The organism is Nocardia sp. GCM10030253, assembly GCF_042675075.1.
GTDB lineage: Bacteria > Actinomycetota > Actinomycetes > Mycobacteriales > Mycobacteriaceae > Nocardia.
The window spans coordinates 834,427-860,572 of record NZ_JBHTDL010000004.1; the positions used below are offsets into that span (position 1 = coordinate 834,427).

Genomic DNA, 26,146 nt, shown 5'->3' on the forward strand with positions numbered 1-26,146 from the left:
CAAACCGAACACCGGACAGGAAAGTAGAAACATGAGTGACATCACCTTCGGTGACGTGGAAGTGACTCGGGTCGAGGAGATGCACGGGCCGGTCGGCATGACCCCGGACGTGTTCTTCCCCGACTCGACGAAGGAGGAATGGGACGAGCACCGGTCCGTGCTCGTCCCGGAGTTCCTCAACGCGGACACCGACATCTGCGAGGTCGCCGTGCAGACGTGGGTCCTGCGCAGCGAGGGCAGGACCATTCTGATCGACACTGGCGTCGGCAATCACAAGGAACGCCCTTACGCCCCGTCTTGGGGACACCTGGAGCTGGACTTCCTCGGCAACCTCGCGCGCGCCGGTATCCGCCCGGCCGAGGTCGACATCGTGGTCAACACCCACCTACATGTCGACCACGTCGGGTGGAACACTCGCCTGGAGGGCCAGTCCTGGGTACCGACGTTCCCCAACGCGACGTATCTGATGCCCAAGGCGGACTTCGAGTTCTGGAATCCGGCCAACAACCCGAAGATCGCCGGTGGCGTCAACCAGAACGTGTTCGAGGACAGCGTCGCGCCCGTGTACGCCGCCGGTCAGGTCACGCTCTGGGAGTCCAGCCACACCATCGACTCGAACCTTCGCCTACAGTCCGCGCCCGGTCATACCCCCGGGTCGAGCATCGTCATGCTGGCCTCCGGCTCCGACCGCGCTGTGTTCGCCGGTGACCTGCTGCACTCTCCCTTCCAGGTCATGCGGCCGGACCACAACAGCTGCTTCTGTGAGGACGCGGACGCCGCCCGTGCCACCCGCCGAGAGATCCTCGGCTGGGCCGCTGACAACAACGCGCTGGTGCTGCCAGCCCACTTCGCAGGGCACGGCGCGCTCGAGGTGGCCCGCGATGCCGACTCGTTCGACATCAAGCGATGGGCTTCGCTCGACCGGCTCTGAAGAGCGAGACGGAACGAACCGCGAATCCGCCGTCGTGCCACCCCCCGTGGGACGGCGGCGGGTTCGCCGATACCGCCCACCGAACCGGCAACGGGAGAAGAACAACAAGATGGCATCCTTCGGCCTCGACATCACCACTACCTCCGGTCCGGTCCGCGGACTCCGCCTCTCGGGTGGCGCAGTCTTCTTCGATGTGCCCTACGCGGCAGCCCCCACCGGAGCACTCCGGTTCGCTCCGCCCCAGCCACACGCGTCCTGGACGGACATCCGGGACGCCACCCACCAGGGCCCCACCGCGCCCCAGCCCAGGCGTGACGTCTTCGGCGCCCTTGACATGTCTCCGTATTTCGGTCCCGGCTGGATTCCCGGCGCCGACTACCTCACGCTCACCATCCGGGCTCCCGCCACGCAGGACCGGCCGGCCCCCGTCATGGTCTTCGTGCACGGCGGCGGATTCGTCGCGGGATCCACCCGCGCCGCGCTCTACGACGGGCAGTCCTTCGCGCGCGACGGCGTGGTGCTGGTCACCGTGAACTACCGCCTCGGTATCCCTGGCTTCCTGCACCTGGGCGACGCGCCCGATAACCGCGGCATGCTCGATGTCCTCGCCGCACTGCGCTGGATCCATGACAACGTCGCCGCTTTCGGTGGCGACCCCACCAACGTCACACTCTTCGGCCAGTCCGCGGGCGCCATCCTCGTCGGGGGCATCCTGGCAGACCCGGCCGCTCGTGGGCTCATCCGCAGGGCAATCATCCAGAGCGGCACCGGAACCGGCGCGTTGACGCCCGGCCAGGCACAGCGCGTCACCGACGCGGCCGGCCACGAACTCGGGCTAGACCCCACGACAATGACCATGGCCGATATCCCCGACGAACGCTTCGTCGAGATCATGCCCCGTCTCGGCGCCGTGGACCTGAGCATCCACGACACGTTCCACCCGCTCGGTGGCCTCACGCCGTTCAGCCTCGTCCTCGACCGGCAGCCTGCCGACACTCTCGCCGCGGTGCACGGCGCCGACGTGGACCTGCTCATCGGCTCGAACACTGAGGAAGGCAACCTCTACCTGGCCACTCAGGGCGGCCTGATCGACACCAGCGAAGCCGATCTCCTGGCCGCTGCCGCAAGGTCGCATCGACGCCCCGCCGAACTCGTCCACACATACCGAACCCGACGCCCCGGTGCCTCCAACACAGAACTGCACTCCGCCATCGTCAGCGACGCCCTGTTCGGGAACGGCACGAGGTCCATGGCTGCCGCCCACGCCACCACGCCCGGTGCGAGGACGTTCCTGTACGAGTTCACCTGGCGATCGAATGCCCTCGACGGCAGGCTCGGTGCCACCCACGTCATCGAACTGCCGTTCGTGTTCGACCGCGTCCAACTGCCCTCGCTGCACGGCCCGCAGGCACTGCTCGGCAGCGCTGAACCACCCACTGACCTCGCGCGTCGGATGCACCAGGCGTGGGTCAGCTTCGCCACCACCGGCGATCCCGGCTGGGCACCTCACAGCCCCGCCCACCGCGACACGATGCACATCGGCGAGACCTGGGAACTCAGCACGCAGGCACGGTCTCCGGCATTCTGATCGATCAACTGCTCGGCAGCCGGCTATCACCATCGTTCGCGATGTCGTGGCACAGCTCGTCGATCACCTGCTTGCGCACATGGGACACGGTGACGATGCGGGCCCGGTCGCCGACGGTGGCCAGATGGTACTTCCGACAGATCCATTCGGCGGGCCGATCGAAATTGACCATGATCGACGAGGGATTTCGAGTCGGGCGCACCCCGATATCTGCGAGCTTCTCGACCGCGCGCTCGGCCATCTCGAGAGAATTCCGCGCACTGAGCTCCAGCCCCGAAATACCGAGTGCGGCCAAGGATTGCCAGATCAGCGCGACAGCCAGCCCGCTTCGGCAACCGGCGAGGGTGGCATCGGTCGCGCCGATATACTCGCCCGCCACTTCGGAGGTGACCAGTTCGGACCGGCAGAGCGCGAGCGCGCTCGGCATCGGCATGCCCAGTGCCTTGTGCATGCACACGGTGACGCTGCCGACTTCGTCCCGGACGAAACCCCACGATTCCCGTTCCGGTGTGAAGGGAAGTATGAGACCGCTGAGGGCGGCGTCCAGGTGCACGTAGACCCGGCCCGCCGCCGAGGCCGCCGCGATGATCGCATCCACATCGTCGATCGCGCCCGTCATCGTGGTGCCGATGTTCGCAACTACGACGGCGCCGCGGCCCGCGTCGCTAACGCATTCGCGGGCCAGCGCGTCGACATCGATCCGCCCCTGCGCATCGCAGTCGACGACGACCAATTCCTTGCGCATCAGCCTGGCGCTCTTGCTGATCGAATAGTGGGTCGCTCGACTGCAGTAGATCCGGGCTTCGGGTAGCAGGTCGCATCCGCGGTCGAGGCCGAACTGGTTGGCCTCGGTGCCACCGCCGGTCACATAACCGTAGGTCCGACTCGGATCTGCGTTGGCAAGGCGGGCAACGAAATCGACGACGGCGAGCTCCATTTCCTTGACGCCGACGCGTGCTTTGTCCTCGCTGTCCGGGTCGCCCACGTTAGTGGCGAAGATGTCGAGCAAACCGGCGAACCTGCTGAAGCCGAAGTCGAGATTGGCGGGAAACCCCACTATGTACGGCGCTTCGGCCCGCATGTCGGCGATAAAGGAATCGAGCGGCTCGAACGATTCCTGAGCTGGACGGGGGGAGTGGCCGATCTGATACCGGCCGGCAGACGAAAGGTTCATACGGCTCCAATTCGCCGGTGGGGGATGGCTATACGAGTTCGATCGGCAAGGTGGCATACCCGTGCAGAAAGTTCGAATACAGCGGTCGCGGTCTTCCCTTGGGGATGATGGATCGGGCCGAGCGTCGCATCTCGTCCAGCACGATGGCGATCTCCAAGCGCGCGAGATGCGCGCCGACACAGAAGTGCGGACCGTATCCGAACGCCAGATGGGGATTGGGCTTTCGATCGAACCGTGCCGCGTCGGGATCGGGGAATCGGGTCTCGTCCCGGTTCGCGGCGGCATTCCACATCGTGACGATTTCTCCCGCGGCGATCCGCGTGCCGTGTATCTCCACGTCGGTGTTCGCGACGCGTCCGAAATGCATGGTGGGAGCGAAGCATCGGATCACCTCCTCGACCGCGGTGCCGAGGTCATCGACTTCCTTGAATCGATCCCACAGTCGCGGATCCGCGGCGAATTCGTGTATCGCGTTGATCATCGTCAGCCGACTCGTCTCGTCGCCGCCCAAAATGATGCTGTAGCAATTGGTGACGATCTGGTCGTCGGACAGCGGCACGCCCTCGAACGTTTCGGCGATCAGGGCCGTGATCAGGCCGTTCGCCGGGTGCTGGCGCTGCGATTCCACGTGGTCGAGCAGGCAGAGCAGTATCTCTTGGCGGGCCGCCGAGGCCGAGATATCCGACTGCGCCGCATCTTCGGAGCTGAGCGCCTGCTTGGTCAGCGAGACGAGCAGATCGTGATCGCTCTCCGGAATGCCGAGCAGATCGCAGATGGTCCAAATCGGGATCCGGGAGGCAATCTCCTCCGCGAAATCGAAAGTACCCGAACCCGTCCACTGGGCCAGTAGTCGCCTGGTGCGCTCCTGAATGCGAGGTGCCAACGCGCGCACCGCATCTCGCGTGAGCGCCGATGTCATCAGCCGGCGCAGTCGAGTGTGTCGGGGCGGGTCGGTCACCGCCAGCATCTTGCCCGCCGCGTTGTCCCGGCCCGCCAGCAGCGTGAGCAGGACATTCCCGCGCTGTGAGGTGAATCGCTTGCTGTCGCGATAGATGGTCACCGCAGGGTCGTACCCGCAGACCACCCAGAAGGCGGGGTGGTCGGGCGAACTCTCGTGCCGGAAGATCGGCTGCCGACTGCGTTGGTCGCGCCAGAATTCCGCAATATCCTCGCGCAAGTGTGTTGTCGGGTCGGTGAGATCCCAGACGTGCGTGTCATCCAGGCTCGTCGACCGGACTGCGCCGGTCATCTTCCGCTCACCAACTCCGATTCGGAAATCGACAGCAGCGCGGCCAGTTGCCCGGGTGATGGGGCTTCGAGCAACATACGCATTGTCATCTCCACACCGAGCGCAGTCCGGATCCGCCGGGTGAGCTTGGCGGCTTCCATTGATTCGCCACCGAGATCGAAGAAGCTGTCGGCGGGATGAAACTCCGGCAAGCTCAAGGTTTCCGCGAACAGTTCGCACAGCACCCGCTCCGCAGGCGTCATCGACTCCGGTGCCGGGCGTATCGAGTCGGGCCGCTGCACCGATTCCGTCAAGGCGGCGTAGTCGGTCTTTCCATGTGGCGTACGCGGCATTTCGGCAAGGGTCTCGACTCGATCGGGCCGCAGGTAATCGGGCAGGTGTTCAGCGAGGAACCCACGGACCTCGCTCGCGCTGATCGCGTCGTCGACGACTACACAGCAGACCAGCTGGGTCTCGGTCGCCACGACCGCCGACTGGCGAACGCCGGGGCACCGGAGCGCGATGGCCTCGATCTCACCTGGTTCGATGCGGCGACCACGCAACTTGATCCGCCGGTCCATGCGCCCGATGAATTCGAGCTGTCCATCGGGGAGTTGCCGGACGAGATCTCCTGAGCGATAGAACCGTTGACCGGTCGCCGGATCGTCGACGAACGCCGCGGCGGTCTCCCGTGGCAATCCCAGATATCCGCGCGCCACCCCGAGCCCGCCGATCCACAGCTCGCCCGCGGTACCCGGCTCCGCGTCCGTGCCATCATCGCCGACGATCCGCAACGCGGTGCCGTCGATGGCGCGGCCGATCGGGATGTGTTGAGCCGTACCGACCAGCGGATCGCTGATGGTGGCGCACACCGTGGTTTCGGTCGGGCCATAGGAATTGATGAGATGGTGCCGAACGGTCCATTCTTCGACCACGGCCGAGTTCGCGGCCTCGCCCGCGACAATGAGTCGAAGGCCCGGCGGCATCTGGTGCTCCGGTATCGCCGCGAGTACCGACGGCACCATGATTGCATGGGTGATGTCTTGTGCGACAATGACTTCGGCGATGCTCACGCCGTCGGTCAGCTGATCGTGCGAAGCGAACACAGCAGTCGCTCCGGCACCGAGCGTCGAGGTGATCTCCGCGATCGAGGCATCGAACGAAGCCGGGGCGAATTGCAGCATGCGGGTGCCGGGCCGCAGGTCGAGTGCCTGTGCGGTGGCGTCCGCCATGGCCGCGATACCCCGATGCGGCACGGCGACACCCTTCGGCGCTCCGGAAGATCCTGAGGTGAAGATGATGTATGCGAGATCGCCCGCGTCGATGATCGGGTAGATCGGTAGATCCCGCACAGCGGAATCCGCGGCTTCCGGTGGCGGAATCGGCACCGTAACAATCTCTTCCGGCAGCGTCGGTGGTGCGGATCCCGGCTCGAGCAGGGCGACGCGCACCGTGCATACCGCGAGCATCGAGCGCGTTCGTTCCGGTGGCTGGTCCGCGGCCACTGGCACATACACCGCGCCCAGCCGCCAAATCGCCAACATCGCGGCGGTCGTGAATGGACTGCGTCGCTGTGGCACTATCACCGCGATCGAATCCGAGTCGACGACACCGGCTTTCGTCAAATCCCGGCAGATTCGACCGACCCAGTGATCCAGGTCTTGGTAGGTCAATGTAAACTGGCTATCTATCAGCGCGACCTCATGTGCCGCACCGAGTACTCGTTCGTCGAACCGTTGCAACCAGGACCGATTCGGTGGTTGAAGCGGCACCTCATCAGGTGTTTGCACGGTCGTGACTGTAAGCGACCGAATGGTCTGACGTGTTACGGAACCACCAACAATGGGAATAGCCTGGGGTTTACACGCTGGTCAGTGGTCATGATGACACCGGCTGGACAGGAAGTCGATGATCACGCGATTGACTTCCTCGGGCCGCTCGAGGTAACCGAGGTGGCCGCATCGGTCGATCTCCGCATATCGGGCGCCGGGGATTGCGGCGGCAACTTCCTGGCAGTACTTCGGCGGCGCCAGTTGGTCGTCGGTGAAGCCGATGACCAAGCTGGGCACAGTGATTCGCGCGTAGTCGGCGAGTCGATTGCGTGAATAGTCGATTCCGAGCTGTGCGCGCACGCCGGGCGCTGCCGTCGCCGAGGCCGAGAATTCGAACATGTCGAGCCAGTGTCGGGCGGCTTCGGGGTCCTCGAGCGTACGGGGTGACAGATTGAGCGTTGCCTTGATCGTCGCGGCGTACTCCGGCGGCAATCGGATATCCCGATCGTGGAGAGCCAGTTCACCGGCATTGTGCGCGAGCAGCATCGGGTGCGGTCGACCTGCTGTCGCCATCATGACCGCTCGAGTAGTCAACTCGGGGCGCCTGAGGGCTAGTTCCTGCACCACCAGAGCTCCCAGCGATGTGCCGACGACATGCGCGGGCGCACCGAGGTACTCGATCAGTGCGGCCGAATCGGCCACCAGATCGTCGAGGGTGATGCCCTCGGCGCTCTCCTCCGACGGGGCGATCCCTCGATTGTCGACCGTTGCCACCCGGAATCCGGCCTGTACCAGCGCTGGAACTTGATGGGTCCGCCAGACTCGACCCGGACTGCCGCTGCCCATGATGAGTAGGACCAGCGGGCCCTCGCCGATCACGTGGTAGCTCAACCGGATTCCATTGAGGATCGCTATCGACATGAGCTTGTGCCACCTGGTCCGCAGACTCGACGAGTCGCGCCGAGCCCGACTTCCGCGCAGAAAGTAGCAGCGCCGCGTCGCGCTCATCCAACTTTCAACTTCCCAGTAGTGGGAGGTTGCAGCGCCGACATGCCCCGTCGCCGACCGATGTTCTTCGGCGAGTCGATCAGCCTCGGACGTGCAGGCCGAAACCCTTGCTGCCCCGGGCTTCCAGTCCTTCGCGCAGCCGAAGTGACGGCAGCTCGTAGTCGCCGCCGTTCTGCTGGCGGAAGGGGATCGGGTCGGTCTCCTCCAGTGTCAGCAGGCGCTGCTCCCATAGCTTGGCCGCGTCGGCGAAGTCCTCTGGCGATACCCGCGTCGTGCCGTACATGACGAACGGTGGCAGCACGTCCATGCCGGGGTGGTAGAGGATCCCATGGTGGATCGGGAAGAGCAGGTCGTCGATGGGGCCGTTGATTCCGCGATCGGTGTAGTGCGACTCGCGGCCGCCGATCGTCACCGACAGCATCGCCCGTTTGCCCGCGAGGGTGCCCTCGCCGAAGCGCTCGCCGTACTTGGTGGCGTTGTGCTCGCCGACGCCATAGGCGAAACCGTAGGTGAAGACTCGGTCCACCCAGCCTTTGAGGATCGCGGGCATCGCGTACCACCACAGGGGGAACTGGAAGATCACCGTGTCGGCCCACAGGAGTTTGGCCTGTTCAGCGGCGATATCCGCGGTGAGTGTGCCAGTCTCGTACGCGCGGCCGGAGTCGTGGACCACATCGAGCGGGTGGGTCGCTGCGGCCCCGAAGTCTTCCGCGTCCACACCGGACTTCCAGCGCATCGCGTACAGGTCGCTGACCTGAACCTCGTGCCCGGCCTTCGTCAAGGTGGACACCGCGACGTTTTTCAGCGAGCTGCTCAGCGACTGCGGCTCGGGGTGGGCGTGGACGATGAGTGTCTTCACTTCTGCTCCTTCGGATCGGTCGATGTCGATCTTGAGGGCTGCCGAGGACGGCGTTCAGGGGCGCTTCTTCCATCGGACCGGACTTCCTGGTATCGACAGGACCACCCTCGCCGACGGGCGAATCGGGATACTGGAGTGATGGATGATCTTGCGGACTTCCTGCGTACGCGGCGGGCGCGAGTCGATCCGGGGTCTGTCGGCATCCCGGTCGACTCGCGCCGCCGCGTCGAGGGGCTGCGTCGCGAGGAGGTCGCGCACCTGTCCGGGGTGAGCGTCGACTACTACGTCCGCCTGGAACAGGGACGGGCCACGCAGCCCTCCGCGCAGGTCCTCGACGCGCTCGCTCGGGTCCTGGGACTCGACGAGGTGGAGAGCGAGCACCTGCACCGGCTCGCGCGCAGGCCGCAGCGCCCGGCCAGGTCGGCACATGGCGGACGGGTTCGGCCCGAGCTGTTGCGCGTCCTCGACCTCATCGCCGACGGCCCCGCGTTCATCGTCGACCACCGACTCGACGTCGCGGCCGCCAACCCACTCGCCGAATTGCTGTATGGCCGCTCGATGAAGGGCCTGAATATCGCCAGGCACATCTTCCTGGACGCGGACGGCCGCACGCTCTACGCCGACTGGGACGCCTGCACCCGTGACACCGTCGGGCAGCTGCGCCTCGCGGCAGGGAAGTACCCCGACGATCCGCGCCTGACGTCGCTCATCGGCGAGCTCGCCGTGCACAGCGACCGTTTCCGCAAGTTGTGGGCGCGCGCCGACGTACGCAGTCGCACCCACGGCCGAAAAGCCTACGTACACCCGTTGATCGGGGACCTGGAGCTGCACCAGGAGAATTTCACGTTGCCGGACGAAACGGGTACCGAGCTGATCGTCCTCTCGGCCGCGCCGGGGACCGCCGCACACGACAGCCTGCGCATGCTGGCCAGCCTCGGGGTCACGGGCGACCTGCGGAACAGCAAGACCTCGGATCAGCGGTCGACAACGGACTCATAGGACGTGCCGGGTCCCCTCGGCCCACTCGACGAACGGTACAAGAGCATGCAGCCCCCAGGCGTTCGCCGCAGCCGCGTCCCGCTCGCCACGTGCCGGGGGTTGTGAGGTCTCCGTGTCGCGAACGCTGGTCGGCTGCACCGGGATTGCTTCGAGCTTGTCGAGGTCGTCGTAGTCCTCGGGCCAGCCGTTCTCGTCTATCGCGGACACCGAACCGTCCGCACGCTGAAACGTCGCTTTGCTTTCCAGCGGAGCGAGCGCGAGCTTTTCGAGGGTGTCTTCGTGGAATTCGCTGAGCAGCGCCTGGACCGAAGGGGTGATGTCGCCGGTTGGCCGGAACGGGATTATTTCGGACATCTACACCGAATGCCTTACTGCATAGGGAAGCTCGTCCATTCGCCCTGCGTTACACCCGCCATTGCCGCCTTCGGGCATCGAATCGCAAGGCCCTATGTAGCGCGGGTGGTCGAGAGGCGACACGGCATCCCAGTACTGAGCCCGCACAGCGTTCCACAGCCCGAACAGGCGCGGGAACCACTCACGTACCTGCGGCAGATCGGGCCGGTCATTCCCCTCGCCGAATAGCACAACGCCCGGGTCACCGTTGCGTATGTCGACAATCGAGCCGTCCGACCTCATCCGATAGGCCGCCGTCGTGCCGTCGTGGTCGATCAGCGATTCGATTCGGATCTGGTGTGCACCGTGGACGATCTTCCACAGGACCGTGTGATCTCCGAATGTTGTGTTGTGCAACATGGCTCGCCTCCCCGTCTGCGACTAGGACCGGCCACTGGTCGAAAGTGTGATTCGGCCTCGGTCGGTGATTTGGTATCCGCTACGACTGAACAGGCCGCCGTGAATGATGAGCCCGGCTGATTGGAGGCGCAGGACCGTGTTGCGGGCCTGTCTGCCGGTGAGTCCGGCCGCCCTCACCAGCGAATCGACAGACAAGATTCCGCCCGGCTCGAGCGCTGCGAGTACGGCAGCCTGAGCCTCGCTGAGTCTGGTAGTCGTAGCCATGAGGCAAGGGTGTGCCAAGCGCCGACGTCAGTGCGCTGCAACATGAAACTCGGGAGAACTCGCCCGAATCGCCAGCTCGCGTTGTGCAACGCCACCTAGGATCGGGGCATTCTGCAACAGACAAGGACGTCAGGATGCAACGAGGGGGAGCGTGTGCCTGACTACGACGAACCAGAGGAAACGGGCAGCACCCTGCCGCGTAGGCAGCTCGGCCGGTACCTGAAAGAGGCGCGTGAGGCGACCGGGCTCACCGTGGAACGGGCTGCCGCCCTTATGGAATGGAACAAGTCGACCTTGAGCCGTCTGGAACGTGGGGTGACTGAAAAGGTCAGAGTCCGTGACGTTGCAGCGCTGTGTGAGAACTACGGCCTCGATGAGGAGAAGACCGATGCGGCCAAGCAACTAGCCGAACAGGCCCCGGCTCGTTCGTGGTGGCGAAGCTACAGCGATGTGATCGCAGCGAAGTTCAATACCTACGTCGGGCTGGAAGCTGGCGCGGCCGAACTGGCGATCTTTCAACCTCTGATTGTGCCTGGCATTCTTCAGACTGCGGAGTACGCGGGCATCCTTGATAGGCAGTACTTTCCGAAGGACTCGGATGCCGAACTGAAACGCCGGATAGCGCTTCGGATGCAGCGTCAACATGGTGTCACGCGCCAGCGTCATCCGGTGCAGCTGTCGGTGGTACTGCATGAGACTGTGTTGCGTACCGTCGTTGGCGGGCCGCGCGTGATGGTTGCTCAGTTGCGGCACATTGCCGACCTGAGCACCCGTGAGAACGTTCGGGTTCGAGTGTTGCCGTTCCGCGCGGGGTTCCCTACTGGCATCGTGGTGTCGCAGTTCATCATCATGACGTTTCCCAAGGACAGTAGGGGTAAGCCGGTCGAACCGACCATCGTGTTTGCTGAGAGCTTCACTGGGGACGTCTATCTTGAAGGGTCGGAGGACGTACGCCGATGTCACCAGACGTTCCGTACGTTGCTGGCTGCGACGCTGGACGATCGCCCAAGCCGTGACCTGATCAGAGAGATAGCAAGGGAGCATGACAGTGAACGTTGACCTGACCGGGGCACAGTGGTTCAAGTCCAGCCGCAGTTCCGGGGGGAGCGAATGCGTCGAGGTCGCTTTCCTTGCTGGGGGCAAGGTTGGAGTCCGAGACTCCAAGAATCAGACCGGCCCTGCGCTGGTCTTCACTCCTGGCGAGTGGGAAGCTTTCACCGCCGGGGTGAATGACGGCGAGTTCGACCGCCCGTAGTCCCGAGAACGAGAACGGTCACTGGCTTCAATGCTGGGGCCGGTCCGGTCTATTCAGCGCATGACGACTCCGATGTCGATCACGGGGTGCTCGGCCGGGTCGAGCCAGCGGAGGAGCGTGGGTAGATCGGCGGCCGGGATTGCGACGCAGCCCGCAGTGGGTTGACCGTTGGTGGCGTGCAGGAAGAATGCCGAACCTGCGCCCGGGATGACCGGGGCGCGGTTGTAGTCGATGACTATGGCGTGGTTGTAGATCGGGCCGATTTCGCCCAAGTTTTCGCTGGCGGTTTCGTCGAACGGGCAGGATCCGCGGTCGCAGTGGACGTGGGTGTTGTAGTGCCGCGAGTGGACATCGGAGACCCACCAGTCCGAAGTGCCGACCCGGCGGTAGGGGAGCAGGGCATCGTCGGCGGTCTCGAGTCCGAAAACCTCTGTGATGGTCCATGTTCCGGCCGGAGTGCGCGAGGAATTCTCGTTGGCGTTGCCGATTCCTTCGGCACCGACTCGGGCGGGCACGGGACCGATGACCGCCCGCCACCCGCCATGGAGGCGTTCCCATGCGGTCAATGTCGCGGTGGTGGCGCCGGAGTGGTCGGCGACGACCGTGACGACCTGGTTCGCGTCGCCGTCGTAGGGCAACGGTAGTTGGCGCGGGGGTACTTGCGCACCGCCGCCGCCGATGTACACCGCCGCGAAAACTGCGGCTGCGCAGCCGACGCGCAGCCGAGTCCGAGTAGTCACCATAGGCACATGATGGCGGACGGATCGAGGAGGCGAGAGCAGGAAACTCCTCGGGCGGGAGCGCTACCCGCCAGCGAGCTACACGACCACCGGGTTCCCGGCTAGCTCTTTCTCTTTCTACCCTTTCCGTTCCGGACGACGAACCGAGGTAAATGAGGGACTATTTTATCGAAAGCTTCCGCGAAGGCGCGGCCGAGTTTCTGGCGCTTGGTACTCTCGGGGCCGAGCTTGCGGCCGTCCTTCGTGTAGCCCTCGGGAGAATCCCACTTTCTCTTGCCCGATTTTCGGTCAGCGAGCGTCGGCTTCGCGGGCTTCGGCTTCGCGGGTTTGCGGCTGCCCGACTTGCCCAGGGGGCGCTTAGCGGTAGTGGCGGTTGCTTCAGACTTGTTCCCAGGTCTAACTGACATGAGCACTCCTAAGGGTGTGCAGTTGTGATCAGTCCGACACTTGCGAGAAGCCCTTCGATTTTATGTGACCGAGCGGCTGTCGGAAGGGGAAACGGTTCTGCGGCGCTGTGCTCGGGAAGTGCGCGCGTCGCGTGAGGCGGTCATCCTGCTGGCAGGTGCCACTCGCTCGCCGGTCAGGCGGCTGGGCAGTGGGCTGAGGGGGAAGGGTTCGCTGGGTCTGTTGGATCGGGCGTGGCATCGGTTCGGACCGAATGCAGACTGGTCGGTTGCCCCCGGAAACCCATCCGGCACACCCGACGTGTCGAAGCCCTTGTATGCAGGCGGAGATGCAGCGTGGCGGGTGTCGTATCCGCGATGGACTGGACAGACGGACATGCCTGACCGGAAGTGAGGCCCGATGACCGATACCGAGCGGCCTGTCGACGACCTGCTCGACCTCGCGTATCCCTACGCATTGGACGCGGTCGACGAGACCGAACGCAGGCACATCGAGGAACGCGTCGGAAACGCGGACGCCGCGACGGCGGCGGCGTTCACGGCCACCGTGGGCGATATCCACGAAACACTGGCCACCATAACGGTTTTGGACGAGTCGATGCCGCCGCCGGAGCTGGCGGTGCGGATATTGCGGGTGGTCGCGAAGCAGACCACGGCCGTCGCGAAGCGTCGAGCCGAGTTGTTCGGCAGGCGGCCCTCACGGCGACTGCTCCGCTCCGCCGCGGCGTTGATCGTCGCCGTCGGTATGGGTGTCGCGGTCAGCGCCGGCCGGAGGGCTCGGTTCGGATCACCCGCGGCTTAGTGAGGGTCGTGCGCGTGGAGCCGAGCCTGCACTTCGGGCCGGCGCAATGGCGGTACGGTTTTCGGGGGAACCTTGCGGTCCGGTAGTTGGGCGAGCAGTCGGGTGGTGGCCGCCGCTATGTCGGCGACGGCGGCATCGACCGCGGGACGGTTCGTTTCGGAGATGCTGGACAGGCCGCCGACCTTGCGGACGTATTGCAGGGCCGCCGCATGTATTTCCTCAGGTGTCGCCGCGGGCTCCAGCCCACGAAGACCAGTGATGTTTCGGCACATGCTTCGAGGTTAGCCGTCAGTTTCGAGGGTTTCCCGTGGGTGGATCGGGAGGGCGCGTGCCAGCCGGTCGAGCCAGCTGTCCACGCCGCCGCGGACCGACGGGTGGGCACGGCAGAATTCCGTCCAGTTCACCTGCCAGCGGCGGATCGCGTCGGGGCCGAAACCGTGGGCGTGCGGACCGAGCACCTTGCGTAGGAGGCGGGGTGTCAAATGGGTCCGCTCGGATTCGGCGAGGAGCACGGCGTCGTAGAGATCTTTGCCCGCGGCGTGGCCTTTATCGGTCGCGTCGACGTGCAACCACAACAGCTTCCAAGCCAGTGACAGCTCCCGGCTCGCCGTGACAACGGGGGTCGGTTGCCCGCCGTCGGCGCGCGGGATGGCCGTCCAGACCGGTGTGTCGGGAATTGTTTCGTCGGAGGCGAAGTCCAGCCGTACCTCACCCGCTTCCCGGTCGTCAGCGGTGTACCAGGGCACGAGGAGTCGCATGCCGAGGGTGTCGTAGCCGGCGTAGGCCCACTGTCCGTCCTCGTCCACGTCATCCGCGTCCAGCCACAGCATGCCGCCTGCCACGTGCGGATTGCGCCGTATCGACTCGACCACTGTGTCGCGCAGCGAACTCGGCGTGTATTCGTCGACGCGCATCCAGCGCAAGCCCTCCGGGGGCAGTAGCGGCCGGATCCCGAATGTTCCGAACTCCTCCGCTGCCCACATCTGGTACTCGGCGGCACCCTCCACTGCCGCGGGCCACTGCTGAACTGTCGCGATGTCGTCGAGGTAGGGGAACGGATCGAGTGGATCCGGAAAGCTGGTTTCGGACAGTTCCGGCACAATCCAGTCCAAATCGCCCGGCGGTCGCGCTCGGTCCCCCAACCAAGCCTGCAGCGTCATACTGCCGCGCAGCACCAGCCCGGCGCCCACCTCCGAACCGGCGATCAGGGCGAGCAGGTGGTCCAGTACTCTTCGGTGGGCTTCGTCCGGAGTCATCGCGCTGCTGCGTCCTGCTCCACGATCCAGCCCGCGTCGAGAGCCGGGTGGCTGTCGTGGACGACGAACTCTCGCTCCACCTCGATGGCCGGAAATCCGGCGGTCTGAAGGACTTCGAGGAGGACCCGGAGCCGCTCGCCTGCCTCCGGCAGGCCGATGTCACGGCATCGCTGCGTCACGAACCGCTCGTGTCGTCCGTTGTCCGCCGACCGGCGGGCGTTGCGTGAGAGGTGCGCGGCGTGCGGTTCGGCGAGCTTCCGCACGCGGGACAGGTCTGTCTCGTCGTGCAGGACGAGCTTGACATGGTGCTCGAAGTAGCAACCCGAGGGCAGCGCGGCGGCCTCGTCGGCCGTCTGCGGTACGCCCCTGTTGAAGGGGCTCGCCTCAATCTTGGCGCGTGTTACCGGGAAACCGGCTGCTCCCAATGCTTTCGAGTACTCTTGCACCGCCTGAGCTGATTCGTCGAACGTCCCTGATCGTGTGAATGTGAGCATCGGCTGGTCGGCTACCGCGCCACGGTCGAGCACGATGCGCGCGTACCGCATGTCGTTGGCCTCGGCCCAGTCGATCAGCCGCGATTCGTCCGCTGTGGTGAGCAGGACTGTCAGGTGCGCCTCGAAATCTCCGGCGAACATATGTTCGAAATCCACGGATCAACCGTAGCAAAATTGTGCCAGGGTTCCCAGGCGATACGACTGGGGCTGAGCGGTCATATGAAACCGCCCCAGCTCGAGTTGGTGCGTCAATTCTATGTGCTCAGCGGCTATTTCATCGGGCGCCGATGAATTCGCCGATGGCGCAGCCGATGGCGGCGCCCGCGCTGATCACCCCGGAGTTCGAGACGTTGTGCAGAGCGATCCACTCAGGTGAGTAGCGCCGGAACATCCGGAATGTTCGGGCCTCCCGGCCACAACGGTTCGGCCTGTGCGGGCGCCACCACGAGTCCTGTGGAAGCGATCCCGAGGAAGACCACGAGCCGGGCTGCCCAGCTGACTGAAAGCTTCGTGCTCATCGAGTCTGCAGCAAATGTCGAGTTCGATGCCATCCGGCGGCCCGTCGAGTCACGGAATCGCGGCGGCGGGAATATCCTCGGAGTAACTAGCCGAAAGTTCGTATCGAGGTCGTCGTGGCGCATAAAGATCCGCTTCCCACGCAACGCGACCTGACCTCAGGGTTCGCGGCGGAGCTCGATGCCGCCGGGTTCACGGACGCTGTCGAGATCGGTCGTGGCGGATTCGGCGTGGTGTACCGCTGTTTTCAGGCGGCGCTGGATCGCACGGTGGCGATCAAGGTGCTCACCGCTGATCTCGAATCGGAGAATCTCGAACGGTTTGTTCGTGAGCAGCTTGCCATGGGCAAACTGTCCGGCCATCCGAACATTGTGAGCGTGTTCGAGGTTGGGTCGACGGCGACCGGGCGGCCCTACATCGTGATGCCGTATCACCCGCACGGCTCGTTGGATGCCCGAATCCAGGACTATGGCCCGATCGGCTGGCAGGACGTCCTGCACATCGGGGTGAAGATCGCGGGCGCGCTGGAGACTGCGCATCGGCGCGGGATGCTGCACCGTGACGTGAAACCCGGGAACATCCTGCTCACCGAGTACGGTGAGCCGCAGCTGGCCGATTTCGGGATCGCGCGGCTGGTGGGCGGTTTCGAGACGACCGCGGGCACCATCACCGGTTCGCCCGCCTTCACCGCACCGGAGGTCCTGCAGGGGCGTACCCCGGATGTGACGGCCGATATCTACAGCCTCGCCTCGACGCTGTTCTGTGCGGGGACCGGTCATGCCGTGTTCGAGCGGCGCAGCGGCGAACAGTTGGTTGCTCAGTTCCTCCGCATCACCAAGCAGCCGATACCGGATCTGAGCGATGCGGGACTGCCCGCCGACGTGACGGACGCTATCGAACGCGCCATGTCCCGTGACATCGACGAACGGCCGTCCTCCGCAGCGGCATTCGGCGACATGCTGCGCGAGATCCAGGCCAGGTACGGGATGTCGCCGGACGAAATGCCGATTCCGTTGGCCGCGGCGGAACCTGTCGGACAGCGACCCGCGGCGACGCCGACCGGATCCGGCCGGCGTCGCACCTCGGGGGTGTTTTCCGCGCGAACGACCCCGCCGGTTCCCGCGACACGGTTGCGGCCGCCGGTGCCAACCCGCCCGCTGGTCGAACGGGCGCGGCTGATCGAATTGCTGCGCCAGGGAGCAGGCCGACGGCTGGCAGTCATCCACGGCCCCACCGGTTTCGGCAAGACCACGCTCGCCGCGCAATGGTGCGAGGCTTTGACCTCCGACGGTGTCGCTGTGGCGTGGCTGACCGTCGACGACGACGACAACAATGTCGTCTGGTTCCTGTCGCACCTCGTCGAAGCCATTCGCGCCGTGCGTCCTTCGCTGGCGCAGGAGCTCGGCGTGCTGCTGGAGGAACACGGCATGGAGGCCGGGCGATTCGTATTGACCTCGCTGATCAACGACATCGATCGGCGCGGTGAGCAGCTGTTCGTGGTGATCGATGACTGGCACCGAGTGAGTGATCCCGCCACCGCAGGGGCGTTGCGCTTCCTGATCGAAAGCTGCAGTCCGGCCCTGCGAACCGTGGTGACCAGCCGCAGTCAGACCGGTCTGCCGATGAGTTCGATGCGAGCGCGTGACGAGCTGGTCGAAATCGACCCCACCGCACTGCGTTTCGATGTGGACGAGGCTCATACGTTTCTGGTCGACCTCGGTGGACTCGAGCTGGACCGCGGCGATGTCGAGGATCTCACCGAGTCGACCGAAGGTTGGGTCGCGGCACTGCAGCTCGCGGCGCTGTCGTTGCGCGGCAGTGACGATCCCGGCGCACTGATCGGTCACCTGACCGGGCGACACCACGCCATCAGCGAGTTCCTGGCCGAGAATGTCCTCGACACCCTCGAACCGGGGACGCTCGATTTCATGGTGGCGACCTCGATCACCGAGCGCACCTGCGGCGAACTGGCCGCGGCGCTCACCGGCGTTGCAGACGGACAGGTCCTGCTCGAGCAAATCGAACAGGAGGATCTGTTCCTGCGCAGGCTCGACGGTGGGCAGTGGTTTCGATACCACCACCTGTTCCAGGAATTTCTGCTGCAGCGGCTCGAACGTGATCGGCCGGAACGGATCACCGAGCTGCATCGCACGGCGTCGCGATGGTTTGCCGAGCACCGGCACGTGAGCGAAGCGGTCGATCACGCACTGCTGGCAGGCGATGACAAGCGCGCCGTCGAGATCGTCGAAAAGGACGGGATGTCGCTGCTCGAGTACGGGCAGTTCGCCAGCCTGATCGGCCTGGTCGGCAAACTGCCCGCGGCGATCATCGAGACACATCCTCGACTGCAGCTGGATCTGGCGTGGGCCAACATCCTGCTGCACCGCGCCGTGCCCGCGGAACGCGCACTGCGGCTTGCGGAGTCGACCCTGGACCGCGGCGCCCTCGACGAGACGGTGACGGCGAATCTGCGTGCCGAAGCGGGCGTGGTGCACGCGGTGGTGACGGTGCGCGCGGATGTACTGGCCGGTGTCGATGACATGCTGGCGCCCTGTCTGGCCCGTGCGGATGACCTGTCGCCATATGTGGTGGCCATCGGAGCGAACGTCGCGTCTTTCGCCGCGGGCTATCGCCACGACTTCGACGAGGCGCTGCGCATACAGGAGTGGTCCGCGCCGTACATGCGGCAGAACAAGGGCTACTACAACAATGTGCACGGGTTGTGCTTCCTCGGTCTCGCCGCCAGCCTGCGGCTCGACATCGCCCGTGCGGAGCAGTATTTCCGGCGGGCGCTGAAGGTAGCCAAACAGTCTGGTGGCACCCACTCCTACGGCGCGCGACTGGCCGGATCGCTATTGGGCGAACTGCTCTACGAGCGCGGCGAGATCGTGGCGGCCGAACGGCTGCTCGACGAGGGCTACAAGTTGGGACCGGAGGCGGGCGTGGTCGATTTCAAGCTGGCCCGCTACGTGGTGGGAGCTCGCATCAAGGCGCTGCTGGGGGACCGTGCCGCCGCGATCCGCAGGCTGAACGAAGGTGCCCGTGTCGCACGATCGATGTCGTTGCCGCGGTTGCGGGCGGAGGTCGAGAACGAGCGGCTGCGGCTGGGTCTGCCACCGAACCCCGAGTCCGGTCCGCTGCCGGTCGTCGACTACGCCGGCCGCCGTACGCCGATCGATCCGATCGACGAATTCACGGTGCTGTACGAGGAATTCACCGCGATCCGGCTACTGCTGGCCGAAGCGTCGCCGCAGCAGACCGAACTCGCCTGTACCTGGGCGCAGGAATGGGTGGACCGCCTCGAAGCGGTCGATCGCCCGAGGGAACTGCTGAAAGCCCGTCGCCTGCTTGTCGCCTGCCTGGCCGCCGCCGAGCGGACCGATACAGCGAAGACGTTGCTGGCAACGATCACCGCGCAATGCGCCGAGCTCGGTTCGGTCCGGTACCTGCTCGACGGCGGACCCTACGTCCTGTCGACGCTGGCGGCGCTGCGTGCGGACCAGATCGCGGGGCGCTGGCATCCCGCCTGGCCGGACGTGCCCGAGAAGTTCCTGCTCGCATTGGTCAATGCCGATACGGCACAGACGATCTGACGCAGACTTTGCGCGGTCGATTCACGCCGTGCCCGTCAAGTCTTCTTCGCGATGTAGTAGCTGTTGAAGATATCGGCGTCGATATGCTGGACGTCGATGGAGGCGAACCCCGCATCGCCCAGCATGCGGGTCGCGACTTGCTCACCCCACATGGTCCCGAGACCTTCACCGCCGAGCGCCAAAGACACTGTCATACAGTGCATCGTGGAGATGGCGTACATCCCTGGTCCCAGCGGATGGTCCATGTTCTCCTCCAGGTTGCTGGAGGCCTGAATGTCCACCATCAGGAAGGTGCCGTCATCTTTCAGCGCCGTGGCAATGCTGCGCAGAACCTGCGCCGGGTGGGCCTGATCATGGATCGCATCGAACGCGGTGATCAGGTCGAACCTGCTGGTGACTGCGAGATTTGTGACGTCGCGAACCTCGAAACTCGCGTTGGCCAGCCCCATCGCCTGCGCCTCCGCGCGGCCGGCCGCGACACCCTCCTCCGAAAAGTCGTAACCGACGAACCTGCTGCTTGGGAACTCCCGGGCGAGCAGGTTGATGGCGTGCCCGCTGCCACAGCCCACATCGGCGACCTCGATGCCCTGGCGTAGCCGCTCGGGAAGTCCGGGGACAAGAGTGATCGTGACGTCGATCAGTGCGGCGTCATGAATCGCCGCGCTTTCCTCCTTCATGACTTGCTGAAATCGGCCGAACTTCGAGTACGGGACGCCGCCTCCGTGCTGGAAACAATCGACGATCTCGGGCTCGACACTCGCGGCCAGGGGAATGTACTGCGCGAAGGCCGCGATATTGTCGGGACCGGCCGCCCTGGTCAATGCCGCGGCGTGCGCGGGCGGCAGCACGAACGTGTGGTCGTCGGGGCTGTACTCGACGACCTTTCCGACCGTGAGCGCGGCCAGCCATTCGCGCACATACCGCTCATTCATATTCGCGGCCCGCGCAATATCCGCGCTCGTTGCGGGAGGCAATGAGCTCATCGCATCGAAGAGGCCGGTCTGGTGACCGATGCTGATCATGAGGGTCAGAAATCCGTCGTTGAGAACCTCCAGCATCCGACCACCGAAAGCCTCTGCGCGCGTGGCGAATTCCGAATCGTCGATGGGCGCGGGGCAATCTGTCGTGAAAGTTTGTGCGCGGTCCGACATGGCATCTCATCGTTTGGCGTAGTCGGCGAAGCCCTGCCAGTCGATCATGACGCAGGGTTCGTCTCCGACGATCCACGCGTCATGGCCGGGTGGGGCGATCATGAAGTCGCCGGGCCCGTATTCCTGTTGCTCGCCGTCGTCCATGGCCACCACCATCCGGCCCGAGACGCAGTAGCCCGTGTGGGACGCCTGACAGCTGTCGCTCTTGACGATCGGCTTGACATGAACCGACCACCGCCAACCGGGTTCGAAGACCGCGCGACCTACCGGGCAGTTGTCGAGGTTGACGAGATCGAGTTTGCCCTTGCCCTGCTCGAAAGTGCGGGTCTCTTCGGGCGAATCGAAATTCTTGCGCACTAGACCGGACATGGCTTGTTCTCCTCGGGAAGCTAGTCGCCGGCGGTGAGGTAGTTGTGGACCTCGTACGTGCGAATCTCTGGTGGGGTGTCCATGCCGACTTCCTTGGTGATGGGTCCGATCTTCTCGTCCGAAAACACCTGGAACATTTCGGCGGTCTTCCATACGTCGGTGACCCGGAATCCGTTGTCGGTCTTCGTTACCCAATGAAAGAGTGCGCCCGAAGGGCCTGGTCCTCCCGGCTGAAGTCCCATCTTCGCGACTACCTGGTCGTACTGTGCCAACGTCGCACCGGTAAAGGTGAGCTCAATCGCAACGGCCATTTCATCCATCTCCTTGCATCTGGTTTCGGTGTGCTGAAGGGAATCCGCCGCATCGGGACGACTTGCGTGATCCCGGACTCGACCGGCGTCGGTGGCTAGAGGCAGCAAAGGCTGCGGCGACGTTCGTTGGAGACAGACGCTGTGTTGTTGCTGCCATCGCACGCCACCGCTCTACGAGGTCGACTCGACAAACAGTTCCGGACGCCGTCTGTATCGTCCGTTCTCGGTGCGACACTCACCCCGCCCGCGGTGCTGTCGGAAAGCTGCTTACCACTCGACGCACCTGGATGTGACGCGCATCACAGCATACCCAGGGGGTGTGTCAGCTGCAAGGTAGCTGCGAGGGCCATCCAAGTATGGAGGGTGCCAGCCGATGCCCGATTGCGCCCTGGATCAGCGCAGATCCCAACTGTCGACGGGGCCGCGCCGACGCCCCATCTGGCGCCGCCGGAAGAACACCTCCTCCACCGACATCGATGGAATCACGTTCGTCATAGCTGCCAGCGGGGTGTCGAGTTGGAGTTCGTGGATGCGCCATTCCAGGCCCGCTCGGCGTTCCGGTGGCAGCGTTGCCCAGATCGCGCCGATGCGGGTGTGTACGTCGACATCGGCGGCCGCGAGTACCGGCAGCAGCATCGGCCACAGGTGGGCTTCGGTAGCGAGGGAGGGCAATGCGGCCACCGCCGGGTCGGACATATCCGCGAGCAACCGCGCGGCCCGTCGCTGGGTGTCGGCACCGACCTGCCCCAGCAGCCGGAACAGCCCGCGCCAGATAGTGGGCTCGGAGCGGCCGTCGAGGGCGCCGATGATTGCGCCGAGTGCCGCGTCGTTGCCCACGATCGGATTCGCGGCCATCTGCTGCACCGCCGTTGGGCTGAGGTGGTCGGTGAACGTGAGCAGCTCCGGTATCGCTCCCACGTGGATGGCGGTGACGATGAGGTTGCTGATGGATTCGGTGGAACCGATGGTGAACATGATGTCGCCGATCTCGGTGACCACGTCCGCGTCGCAGCGTGCGAACGCGGAAAGGGCCGCGAGTTGGAGACTCGACGACCCGACGAGCACGGTATGGACGATCCGCGGAATCCGTTGCCACTGTCCGGTGAGCAGCCGGCGCAGGATGGCGCTGACGGCCTCCGCGGAGAAGGCGTACCCGGCGGAGAAGATCAGGCCCTCGTCGTCGTGCACGCCCTGCTCGATGGCATCGATCAATGCCGGTGTGGCATAGGCGAGAAACGGCCCGGCCGTGATGAAGTCCCTGCGCCGCAATACCTCGTTGAGGACGTGCACGATGGGTTCGGGTGGCGCAACGTCGGCGATCTGGCCGACGGTACGCGGATCCATATACGGTGCACAGTCCGCCGCGTACGACGTGCCGAGCAAGGAGACCGTCTCGGCCGCTTTCTTCGGATACACGACGCCGATGGCGCCCGCGGCGCGGCCCGTCATCATCGGTGGCACGATCCGCTGGACCAACGGCATCGAGATGCCGAGCGGAATGATCGGTACCAGCTTGCTGATTCGGTGGAATGTTTCGGCGTGCTGATCGAAGATGATGCCCGCCATGCGTTGTTGCAACTCGTGCAGGTGCGCGGCGCCGAGCCGTTCCAGGTGCGCCAGTCGCTCCGCGGGTACATGCAGTGTGCGCGCCAGCAGCATGATCTGGGCGCGGATTACCAGGTCGCTCATTAGTGGCGGCGGTCCCCGAACATGATCCGTTTCGCCGGTCCGCGCAGCGGCCGGGGTAGTGACCCGACCACCATGTCGATGGACTCCGACAGTGCATCCGTCTCTCGTTGCCTGGCCCCGCGGAACAACATCAGCAGGTCGGCGGCCTCCTGATCGGAGAGTAGATCGAGCGTCGACAACGGGCCGCGTAGTTCGTGTTCGAGCTCGGTTCTGACGTTCATGCTGCTCCTTGTTGTGCTTGCCTCCGGCAGCCCGGATTACCCGCGGAGACCGTCGTTGAATCATAGGCGTGGCCGTGCGTTCCACTGCGAAGGTTGCAAATCGAGGCACCGGAATGTGGTCCGCAGGGCGAGCTCTCGCTGGTTGCCCACCCGTCAGGATAGCGAACCGACCGACCGCTATGGCGCGCTTTGGGCCGCCGAAAGTGCGTGTGGCGGAATGGCATTCGGCGTACGATTTGGGTTGCGCATCAAGGTTGCTGTCAGTGATCGGCAGCGAAATCATCGCCACCCCAATGGGTTTGGCGAGCTAACCCTATTTCCAATAAGTTTCGTGGAGTCAAGTAATGCCCGGAACAGTTCTCGCACCAGGTCAGAACGCGAATTTCGGAGCAGGCGTGCTCGCCGGCAGTCTAGTGGTCACCACGCCGACGGCGGGGACCTTCAGTGTCACCCTCGGCGGCGGGGCCGCGGTACCCCACGCGCCTGGTGTCGCGGGCGGCGTGACGGTCGCGGTCAACGGCGCCGCTGTCACGGTGCTCAACACCACGCCGGGCGTGGGTTCGCCTGCGGGAGATATCGTCCTGAACTACTGACCCGTTGGTGCGGCTCGAGAGCGGGCCGCACGCTGCGGTGGTGCGGGTGACCGGCCTGCGAGCAGGTCGGTCACCCGGTCGATGGGCATGGGCCGATGAAACAGCCAGCCTTGGGCGGTGTCGCAGCCGAGGTCGTGGAGACGGTTGGCTTGGTAGCGGGTTTCGACGCATTCGGCGGTGACGGTGAATCCGAGCGCGTGACTGAGTTCGATGATCGATTCGAGAACGAGTACATCGGTGGGGCTGACCGCGTCGGGGGTGCGGATGCGGTGGACGAACGGGCCGGCGAGTTTGATCACGTCGAGTGGAAGTTGGCTGAGGTACGCCAAATTGGAGTAGCCGGTGCCGAAATCGTCGATCGCGATGTGGACACCGAGCGCGGCGAGCGTGCGCAGTGCCTCCAGTGGCCGCCCGCTGGTCTGCATGAACGCCCGTTCGGTCAGCTCGAGTTGCAGGCTGCCCGGGGGGATTCCGGTGTCGGCGATGACGTGTTGTACCCGGTCCAGCCAGGTGGGGTCGGCCACTTCGGCGGCGGAGACATTGACGCTGACGGTCGGTGCGCGGTCGGGGTAGCGGTCGTGCCAGTGGTGGCTGTCGCGGCAGGCGCGTTCGAGGACGAGCGCGCCCAGCGCGCCGATGTGGCCGTTGTCCTCGGCGAGGTCGACGAACTGGGCCGGGGTGAGCACGCCGAGGTCCGGATGCCGCCAGCGCACCAGGGCTTCCACCGCAACCATCCGCTGGTCGGCCAGGGCGACGATCGGTTGGTAGTCGAGGAAGAGTTCGCCACGGGTCAGCGCGGCGGGCATGGCCGCCGACAGCTCGGTGCGGGTGTGCTCGCGCCTGCCCCGGTCGGCGTCGAACACCGCGTAGCGGCCGCGCCCAGCGGCCTTGGCCCAGTACATCGTGGTGTCGGCGGCTTGGAGGAGTTCGTCGGCGCTGGTGTGTTCGGCGCGGCCTTCCATCACACCGATGCTGGTGGTGACGGACAGGTGGTGGCCGTGGACGTCGAACGGCCGGGCGAAGGCATCGAGCACGGTCTGGGCGAACTCGGCCACGTCGTCGCCGTCGGCGGATTGTGGGACGAGGATGACGAATTCGTCGCCGCCCATGCGGGCCACGAGCTGACCGGGTCGGGTGGCGCAGGCGCTCAGGCGGGCGGCGGCCTGCACGAGCAGTGCGTCGCCGATCGCGTGCCCGAAGGTGTCGTTGACGAATTTGAAATGGTCGAGGTCGACGTAGCAGAGTCCGAAGGTGGCGGTGGTGTCGGCAAACGCGGCGGCGAGCGCGTCGATGAAGCGGGACCGGTTCGGCAGACCGGTCAATTGATCATGGTGGGCGCGATAATTCAGCCGTTCCCGCAGCGCGCGCCATTCGGAGATGTCTTCCACCAACACCAGCGTGTATTGCGGGTCACCGTGCTCGTCACGGATGAGTGAGACGTTGAGATTGGTCCACACCGTGTGGCCGTCGCGATGTAGGTAGGCCTTCTCCAGTTGCACGTTGTCGTGGTCACCCCGCAGCAGCGCCACGTAGAGATCCCACATGCCGCGATCGTCGTCGGGGTGCACCAGATCGGTGACCGAGAGCTCGCACATTTCGGTGGGCAGATAGCCGAGCATGGCGGCGAATGCGGTGTTGACCTCGATGATCCGGCCGGTCAGATCCGAAAGCCCGGTACCGATTCCGGCCTGGGTGAACACCGCGCGCAACCGCGCCTCGCTGGCCCGCAGCTGTTGCTCGACGCTGCGCCTTGCGACGATCTCGGCGGCTCGTACGCTTTCCTGCTCGGCGAGCAGCCAGCCGCGGAAGGTTCGGATGTAGCCGCTCGCGAACGCCCCGAGCAGGTCGGCGAGGCGATCGGGCGGTATTCCGCCCGCCGCACCGAAATGTCCTCCGAGTACTGCGATACTGCGGCCGAGCACCTCGTCCCCGACGAAATGCGATCGAGCGAGCTCTGCCCCGAGCTCGGCGATCCGAGCTGTCGGTTCCGGAGTGTGGGCGGCGGCCTCGAACTCACCGGCCAGTTCGGTCAGCAATAGGCGCGTTTCCTCCGCGCTCATCGGCACCACGTGGTCACGAGCCCCACCCGTGAGTGCGGCCGTCCAGCGGCCGGCCAAGGCGTGCGGGCCGTCGGAAGCTGGCCCGGGCCCGGCATCCCAACCCATGGGGTCTGATC

General features: G+C 65.2%; 26 protein-coding genes. 8 read left to right on the forward strand and 18 right to left on the reverse strand.

All coding sequences use genetic code 11. The annotated features are described in order from the left end of the window. The first annotated feature begins 31 nt into the window (after positions 1–31). A complete protein-coding gene (locus ACFQZZ_RS07960) occupies positions 32–931 on the forward strand; it encodes an MBL fold metallo-hydrolase (RefSeq protein WP_378676065.1) in 900 nt (299 codons plus the stop codon). Positions 932–1,040: 109 nt separating this feature from the next. Beyond that, positions 1,041–2,519, forward strand: coding sequence for a carboxylesterase/lipase family protein (locus ACFQZZ_RS07965; protein WP_378676068.1), 1,479 nt, complete (start codon positions 1,041–1,043; stop codon positions 2,517–2,519). Positions 2,520–2,523: 4 nt separating this feature from the next. Here the strand turns inward: ACFQZZ_RS07965 and ACFQZZ_RS07970 are convergent, their stop codons facing one another. The 5 genes from ACFQZZ_RS07970 to ACFQZZ_RS07990 form a co-directional block, all read right to left on the reverse strand. Then, positions 2,524–3,693: an aminotransferase class I/II-fold pyridoxal phosphate-dependent enzyme gene (locus ACFQZZ_RS07970; protein WP_378676071.1), complete on the reverse strand. Its 1,170-nt coding sequence runs from the start codon at positions 3,691–3,693 to the stop codon at positions 2,524–2,526. Positions 3,694–3,721: 28 nt separating this feature from the next. Further along, entirely contained in the window at positions 3,722–4,942 is a 1,221-nt protein-coding gene (locus tag ACFQZZ_RS07975) for a cytochrome P450 (RefSeq protein WP_378676073.1), read from the reverse strand. Then, positions 4,939–6,711 carry a non-ribosomal peptide synthetase gene (locus tag ACFQZZ_RS07980; protein WP_378676075.1) on the reverse strand — a complete coding sequence of 591 codons (1,773 nt, stop codon included), beginning with the start codon at positions 6,709–6,711 and terminating at the stop codon, positions 4,939–4,941. Before ACFQZZ_RS07980 ends, ACFQZZ_RS07975 begins: the two co-directional genes overlap by 4 nt. An 81-nt stretch (positions 6,712–6,792) precedes the next feature. Further along, positions 6,793–7,614 carry an alpha/beta fold hydrolase gene (locus tag ACFQZZ_RS07985; RefSeq protein WP_378676077.1) on the reverse strand — a complete coding sequence of 274 codons (822 nt, stop codon included), beginning with the start codon at positions 7,612–7,614 and terminating at the stop codon, positions 6,793–6,795. A 166-nt stretch (positions 7,615–7,780) separates the two neighbouring features. Beyond that, positions 7,781–8,560, reverse strand: a complete 780-nt coding sequence (locus ACFQZZ_RS07990; protein ID WP_378676079.1) for an NAD(P)H-dependent oxidoreductase — start codon at positions 8,558–8,560, stop codon at positions 7,781–7,783. Positions 8,561–8,698: 138 nt separating this feature from the next. Here ACFQZZ_RS07990 and ACFQZZ_RS07995 point away from each other — a divergent pair, with 138 nt between their 5' ends. Continuing rightward, positions 8,699–9,559, forward strand: a complete 861-nt coding sequence (locus tag ACFQZZ_RS07995) for a helix-turn-helix transcriptional regulator (protein ID WP_378676081.1) — start codon at positions 8,699–8,701, stop codon at positions 9,557–9,559. On the opposite strand, the gene ACFQZZ_RS08000 is transcribed toward ACFQZZ_RS07995, so the two are convergent. Both ACFQZZ_RS08000 and ACFQZZ_RS08005 read right to left on the reverse strand, forming a co-directional pair. Then, positions 9,554–9,913: a hypothetical protein gene (locus ACFQZZ_RS08000; RefSeq protein WP_378676083.1), complete on the reverse strand. Its 360-nt coding sequence runs from the start codon at positions 9,911–9,913 to the stop codon at positions 9,554–9,556. The two genes, ACFQZZ_RS07995 and ACFQZZ_RS08000, sit on opposite strands and share 6 nt — an antisense overlap. Next, the gene (locus ACFQZZ_RS08005) at positions 9,914–10,312 is read right to left on the reverse strand and encodes a hypothetical protein (RefSeq protein WP_378676086.1); all 399 of its coding nucleotides are present in this window, start codon (positions 10,310–10,312) and stop codon (positions 9,914–9,916) included. A gap of 417 nt (positions 10,313–10,729) precedes the next feature. On the opposite strand from ACFQZZ_RS08005, the gene ACFQZZ_RS08010 reads away from it, so the two are divergent. After that, complete coding sequence (locus tag ACFQZZ_RS08010) at positions 10,730–11,635, forward strand: helix-turn-helix domain-containing protein (RefSeq protein WP_378676089.1); 906 nt, start codon at positions 10,730–10,732, stop codon at positions 11,633–11,635. Continuing rightward, positions 11,625–11,831, forward strand: coding sequence for a DUF397 domain-containing protein (locus ACFQZZ_RS08015; RefSeq protein ID WP_378676471.1), 207 nt, complete (start codon positions 11,625–11,627; stop codon positions 11,829–11,831). Before ACFQZZ_RS08010 ends, ACFQZZ_RS08015 begins: the two co-directional genes overlap by 11 nt. Before the next feature lie 53 nt (positions 11,832–11,884). Here the strand turns inward: ACFQZZ_RS08015 and ACFQZZ_RS08020 are convergent, their stop codons facing one another. After that, positions 11,885–12,574 (reverse strand): L,D-transpeptidase, encoded by a 690-nt coding sequence (locus ACFQZZ_RS08020; RefSeq protein ID WP_378676091.1) that lies wholly within the window; start codon positions 12,572–12,574, stop codon positions 11,885–11,887. Between the two features lie 801 nt (positions 12,575–13,375). On the opposite strand from ACFQZZ_RS08020, the gene ACFQZZ_RS08025 reads away from it, so the two are divergent. Further along, entirely contained in the window at positions 13,376–13,777 is a 402-nt protein-coding gene (locus ACFQZZ_RS08025) for a hypothetical protein (protein WP_378676093.1), read from the forward strand. On the opposite strand, the gene ACFQZZ_RS08030 is transcribed toward ACFQZZ_RS08025, so the two are convergent. The 4 genes from ACFQZZ_RS08030 to ACFQZZ_RS08045 all read right to left on the reverse strand — a co-directional run bounded on the left by ACFQZZ_RS08030 (position 13,774) and on the right by ACFQZZ_RS08045 (position 16,045). After that, positions 13,774–14,049, reverse strand: coding sequence for a DUF2277 domain-containing protein (locus ACFQZZ_RS08030; RefSeq protein WP_378676095.1), 276 nt, complete (start codon positions 14,047–14,049; stop codon positions 13,774–13,776). The two genes, ACFQZZ_RS08025 and ACFQZZ_RS08030, sit on opposite strands and share 4 nt — an antisense overlap. 9 nt (positions 14,050–14,058) lie before the next feature. After that, positions 14,059–15,033, reverse strand: a complete 975-nt coding sequence (locus tag ACFQZZ_RS08035; protein WP_378676097.1) for a nucleotidyl transferase AbiEii/AbiGii toxin family protein — start codon at positions 15,031–15,033, stop codon at positions 14,059–14,061. Beyond that, positions 15,030–15,683 carry a hypothetical protein gene (locus ACFQZZ_RS08040; protein ID WP_378676100.1) on the reverse strand — a complete coding sequence of 218 codons (654 nt, stop codon included), beginning with the start codon at positions 15,681–15,683 and terminating at the stop codon, positions 15,030–15,032. The genes ACFQZZ_RS08035 and ACFQZZ_RS08040 overlap by 4 nt, the downstream gene beginning before the upstream one ends. Before the next feature lie 212 nt (positions 15,684–15,895). Then, the gene (locus ACFQZZ_RS08045) at positions 15,896–16,045 is read right to left on the reverse strand and encodes a hypothetical protein (protein ID WP_378676102.1); all 150 of its coding nucleotides are present in this window, start codon (positions 16,043–16,045) and stop codon (positions 15,896–15,898) included. Between the two features lie 114 nt (positions 16,046–16,159). On the opposite strand from ACFQZZ_RS08045, the gene ACFQZZ_RS08050 reads away from it, so the two are divergent. Then, the gene (locus ACFQZZ_RS08050; RefSeq protein WP_378676105.1) at positions 16,160–19,636 is read left to right on the forward strand and encodes a protein kinase; all 3,477 of its coding nucleotides are present in this window, start codon (positions 16,160–16,162) and stop codon (positions 19,634–19,636) included. Positions 19,637–19,671: 35 nt separating this feature from the next. On the opposite strand, the gene ACFQZZ_RS08055 is transcribed toward ACFQZZ_RS08050, so the two are convergent. From ACFQZZ_RS08055 to ACFQZZ_RS08075, 5 genes are all read right to left on the reverse strand, one after another. Next, the gene (locus tag ACFQZZ_RS08055) at positions 19,672–20,694 is read right to left on the reverse strand and encodes a class I SAM-dependent methyltransferase (protein WP_378676108.1); all 1,023 of its coding nucleotides are present in this window, start codon (positions 20,692–20,694) and stop codon (positions 19,672–19,674) included. 99 nt (positions 20,695–20,793) lie between these two features. Next, on the reverse strand, positions 20,794–21,156 hold the full coding sequence (locus ACFQZZ_RS08060) for a cupin domain-containing protein (RefSeq protein WP_378676111.1): 363 nt from the start codon (positions 21,154–21,156) through the stop codon (positions 20,794–20,796). Positions 21,157–21,176: 20 nt separating this feature from the next. Beyond that, positions 21,177–21,467, reverse strand: a complete 291-nt coding sequence (locus ACFQZZ_RS08065; protein ID WP_378676113.1) for a hypothetical protein — start codon at positions 21,465–21,467, stop codon at positions 21,177–21,179. Positions 21,468–21,860: 393 nt separating this feature from the next. Continuing rightward, a complete protein-coding gene (locus ACFQZZ_RS08070; RefSeq protein WP_378676116.1) occupies positions 21,861–23,156 on the reverse strand; it encodes a hypothetical protein in 1,296 nt (431 codons plus the stop codon). After that, positions 23,156–23,377 carry a hypothetical protein gene (locus ACFQZZ_RS08075; protein ID WP_378676119.1) on the reverse strand — a complete coding sequence of 74 codons (222 nt, stop codon included), beginning with the start codon at positions 23,375–23,377 and terminating at the stop codon, positions 23,156–23,158. The genes ACFQZZ_RS08070 and ACFQZZ_RS08075 overlap by 1 nt, the downstream gene beginning before the upstream one ends. Positions 23,378–23,721: 344 nt before the next feature. Between ACFQZZ_RS08075 and ACFQZZ_RS08080 the strand changes: the two genes are divergently transcribed. Continuing rightward, positions 23,722–23,970, forward strand: a complete 249-nt coding sequence (locus ACFQZZ_RS08080; protein ID WP_378676122.1) for a hypothetical protein — start codon at positions 23,722–23,724, stop codon at positions 23,968–23,970. Here the strand turns inward: ACFQZZ_RS08080 and ACFQZZ_RS08085 are convergent. After that, positions 23,964–26,135, reverse strand: a complete 2,172-nt coding sequence (locus ACFQZZ_RS08085; RefSeq protein WP_378676125.1) for a putative bifunctional diguanylate cyclase/phosphodiesterase — start codon at positions 26,133–26,135, stop codon at positions 23,964–23,966. The genes ACFQZZ_RS08080 and ACFQZZ_RS08085 overlap by 7 nt on opposite strands. Between the last annotated feature and the right edge of the window lie 11 nt (positions 26,136–26,146).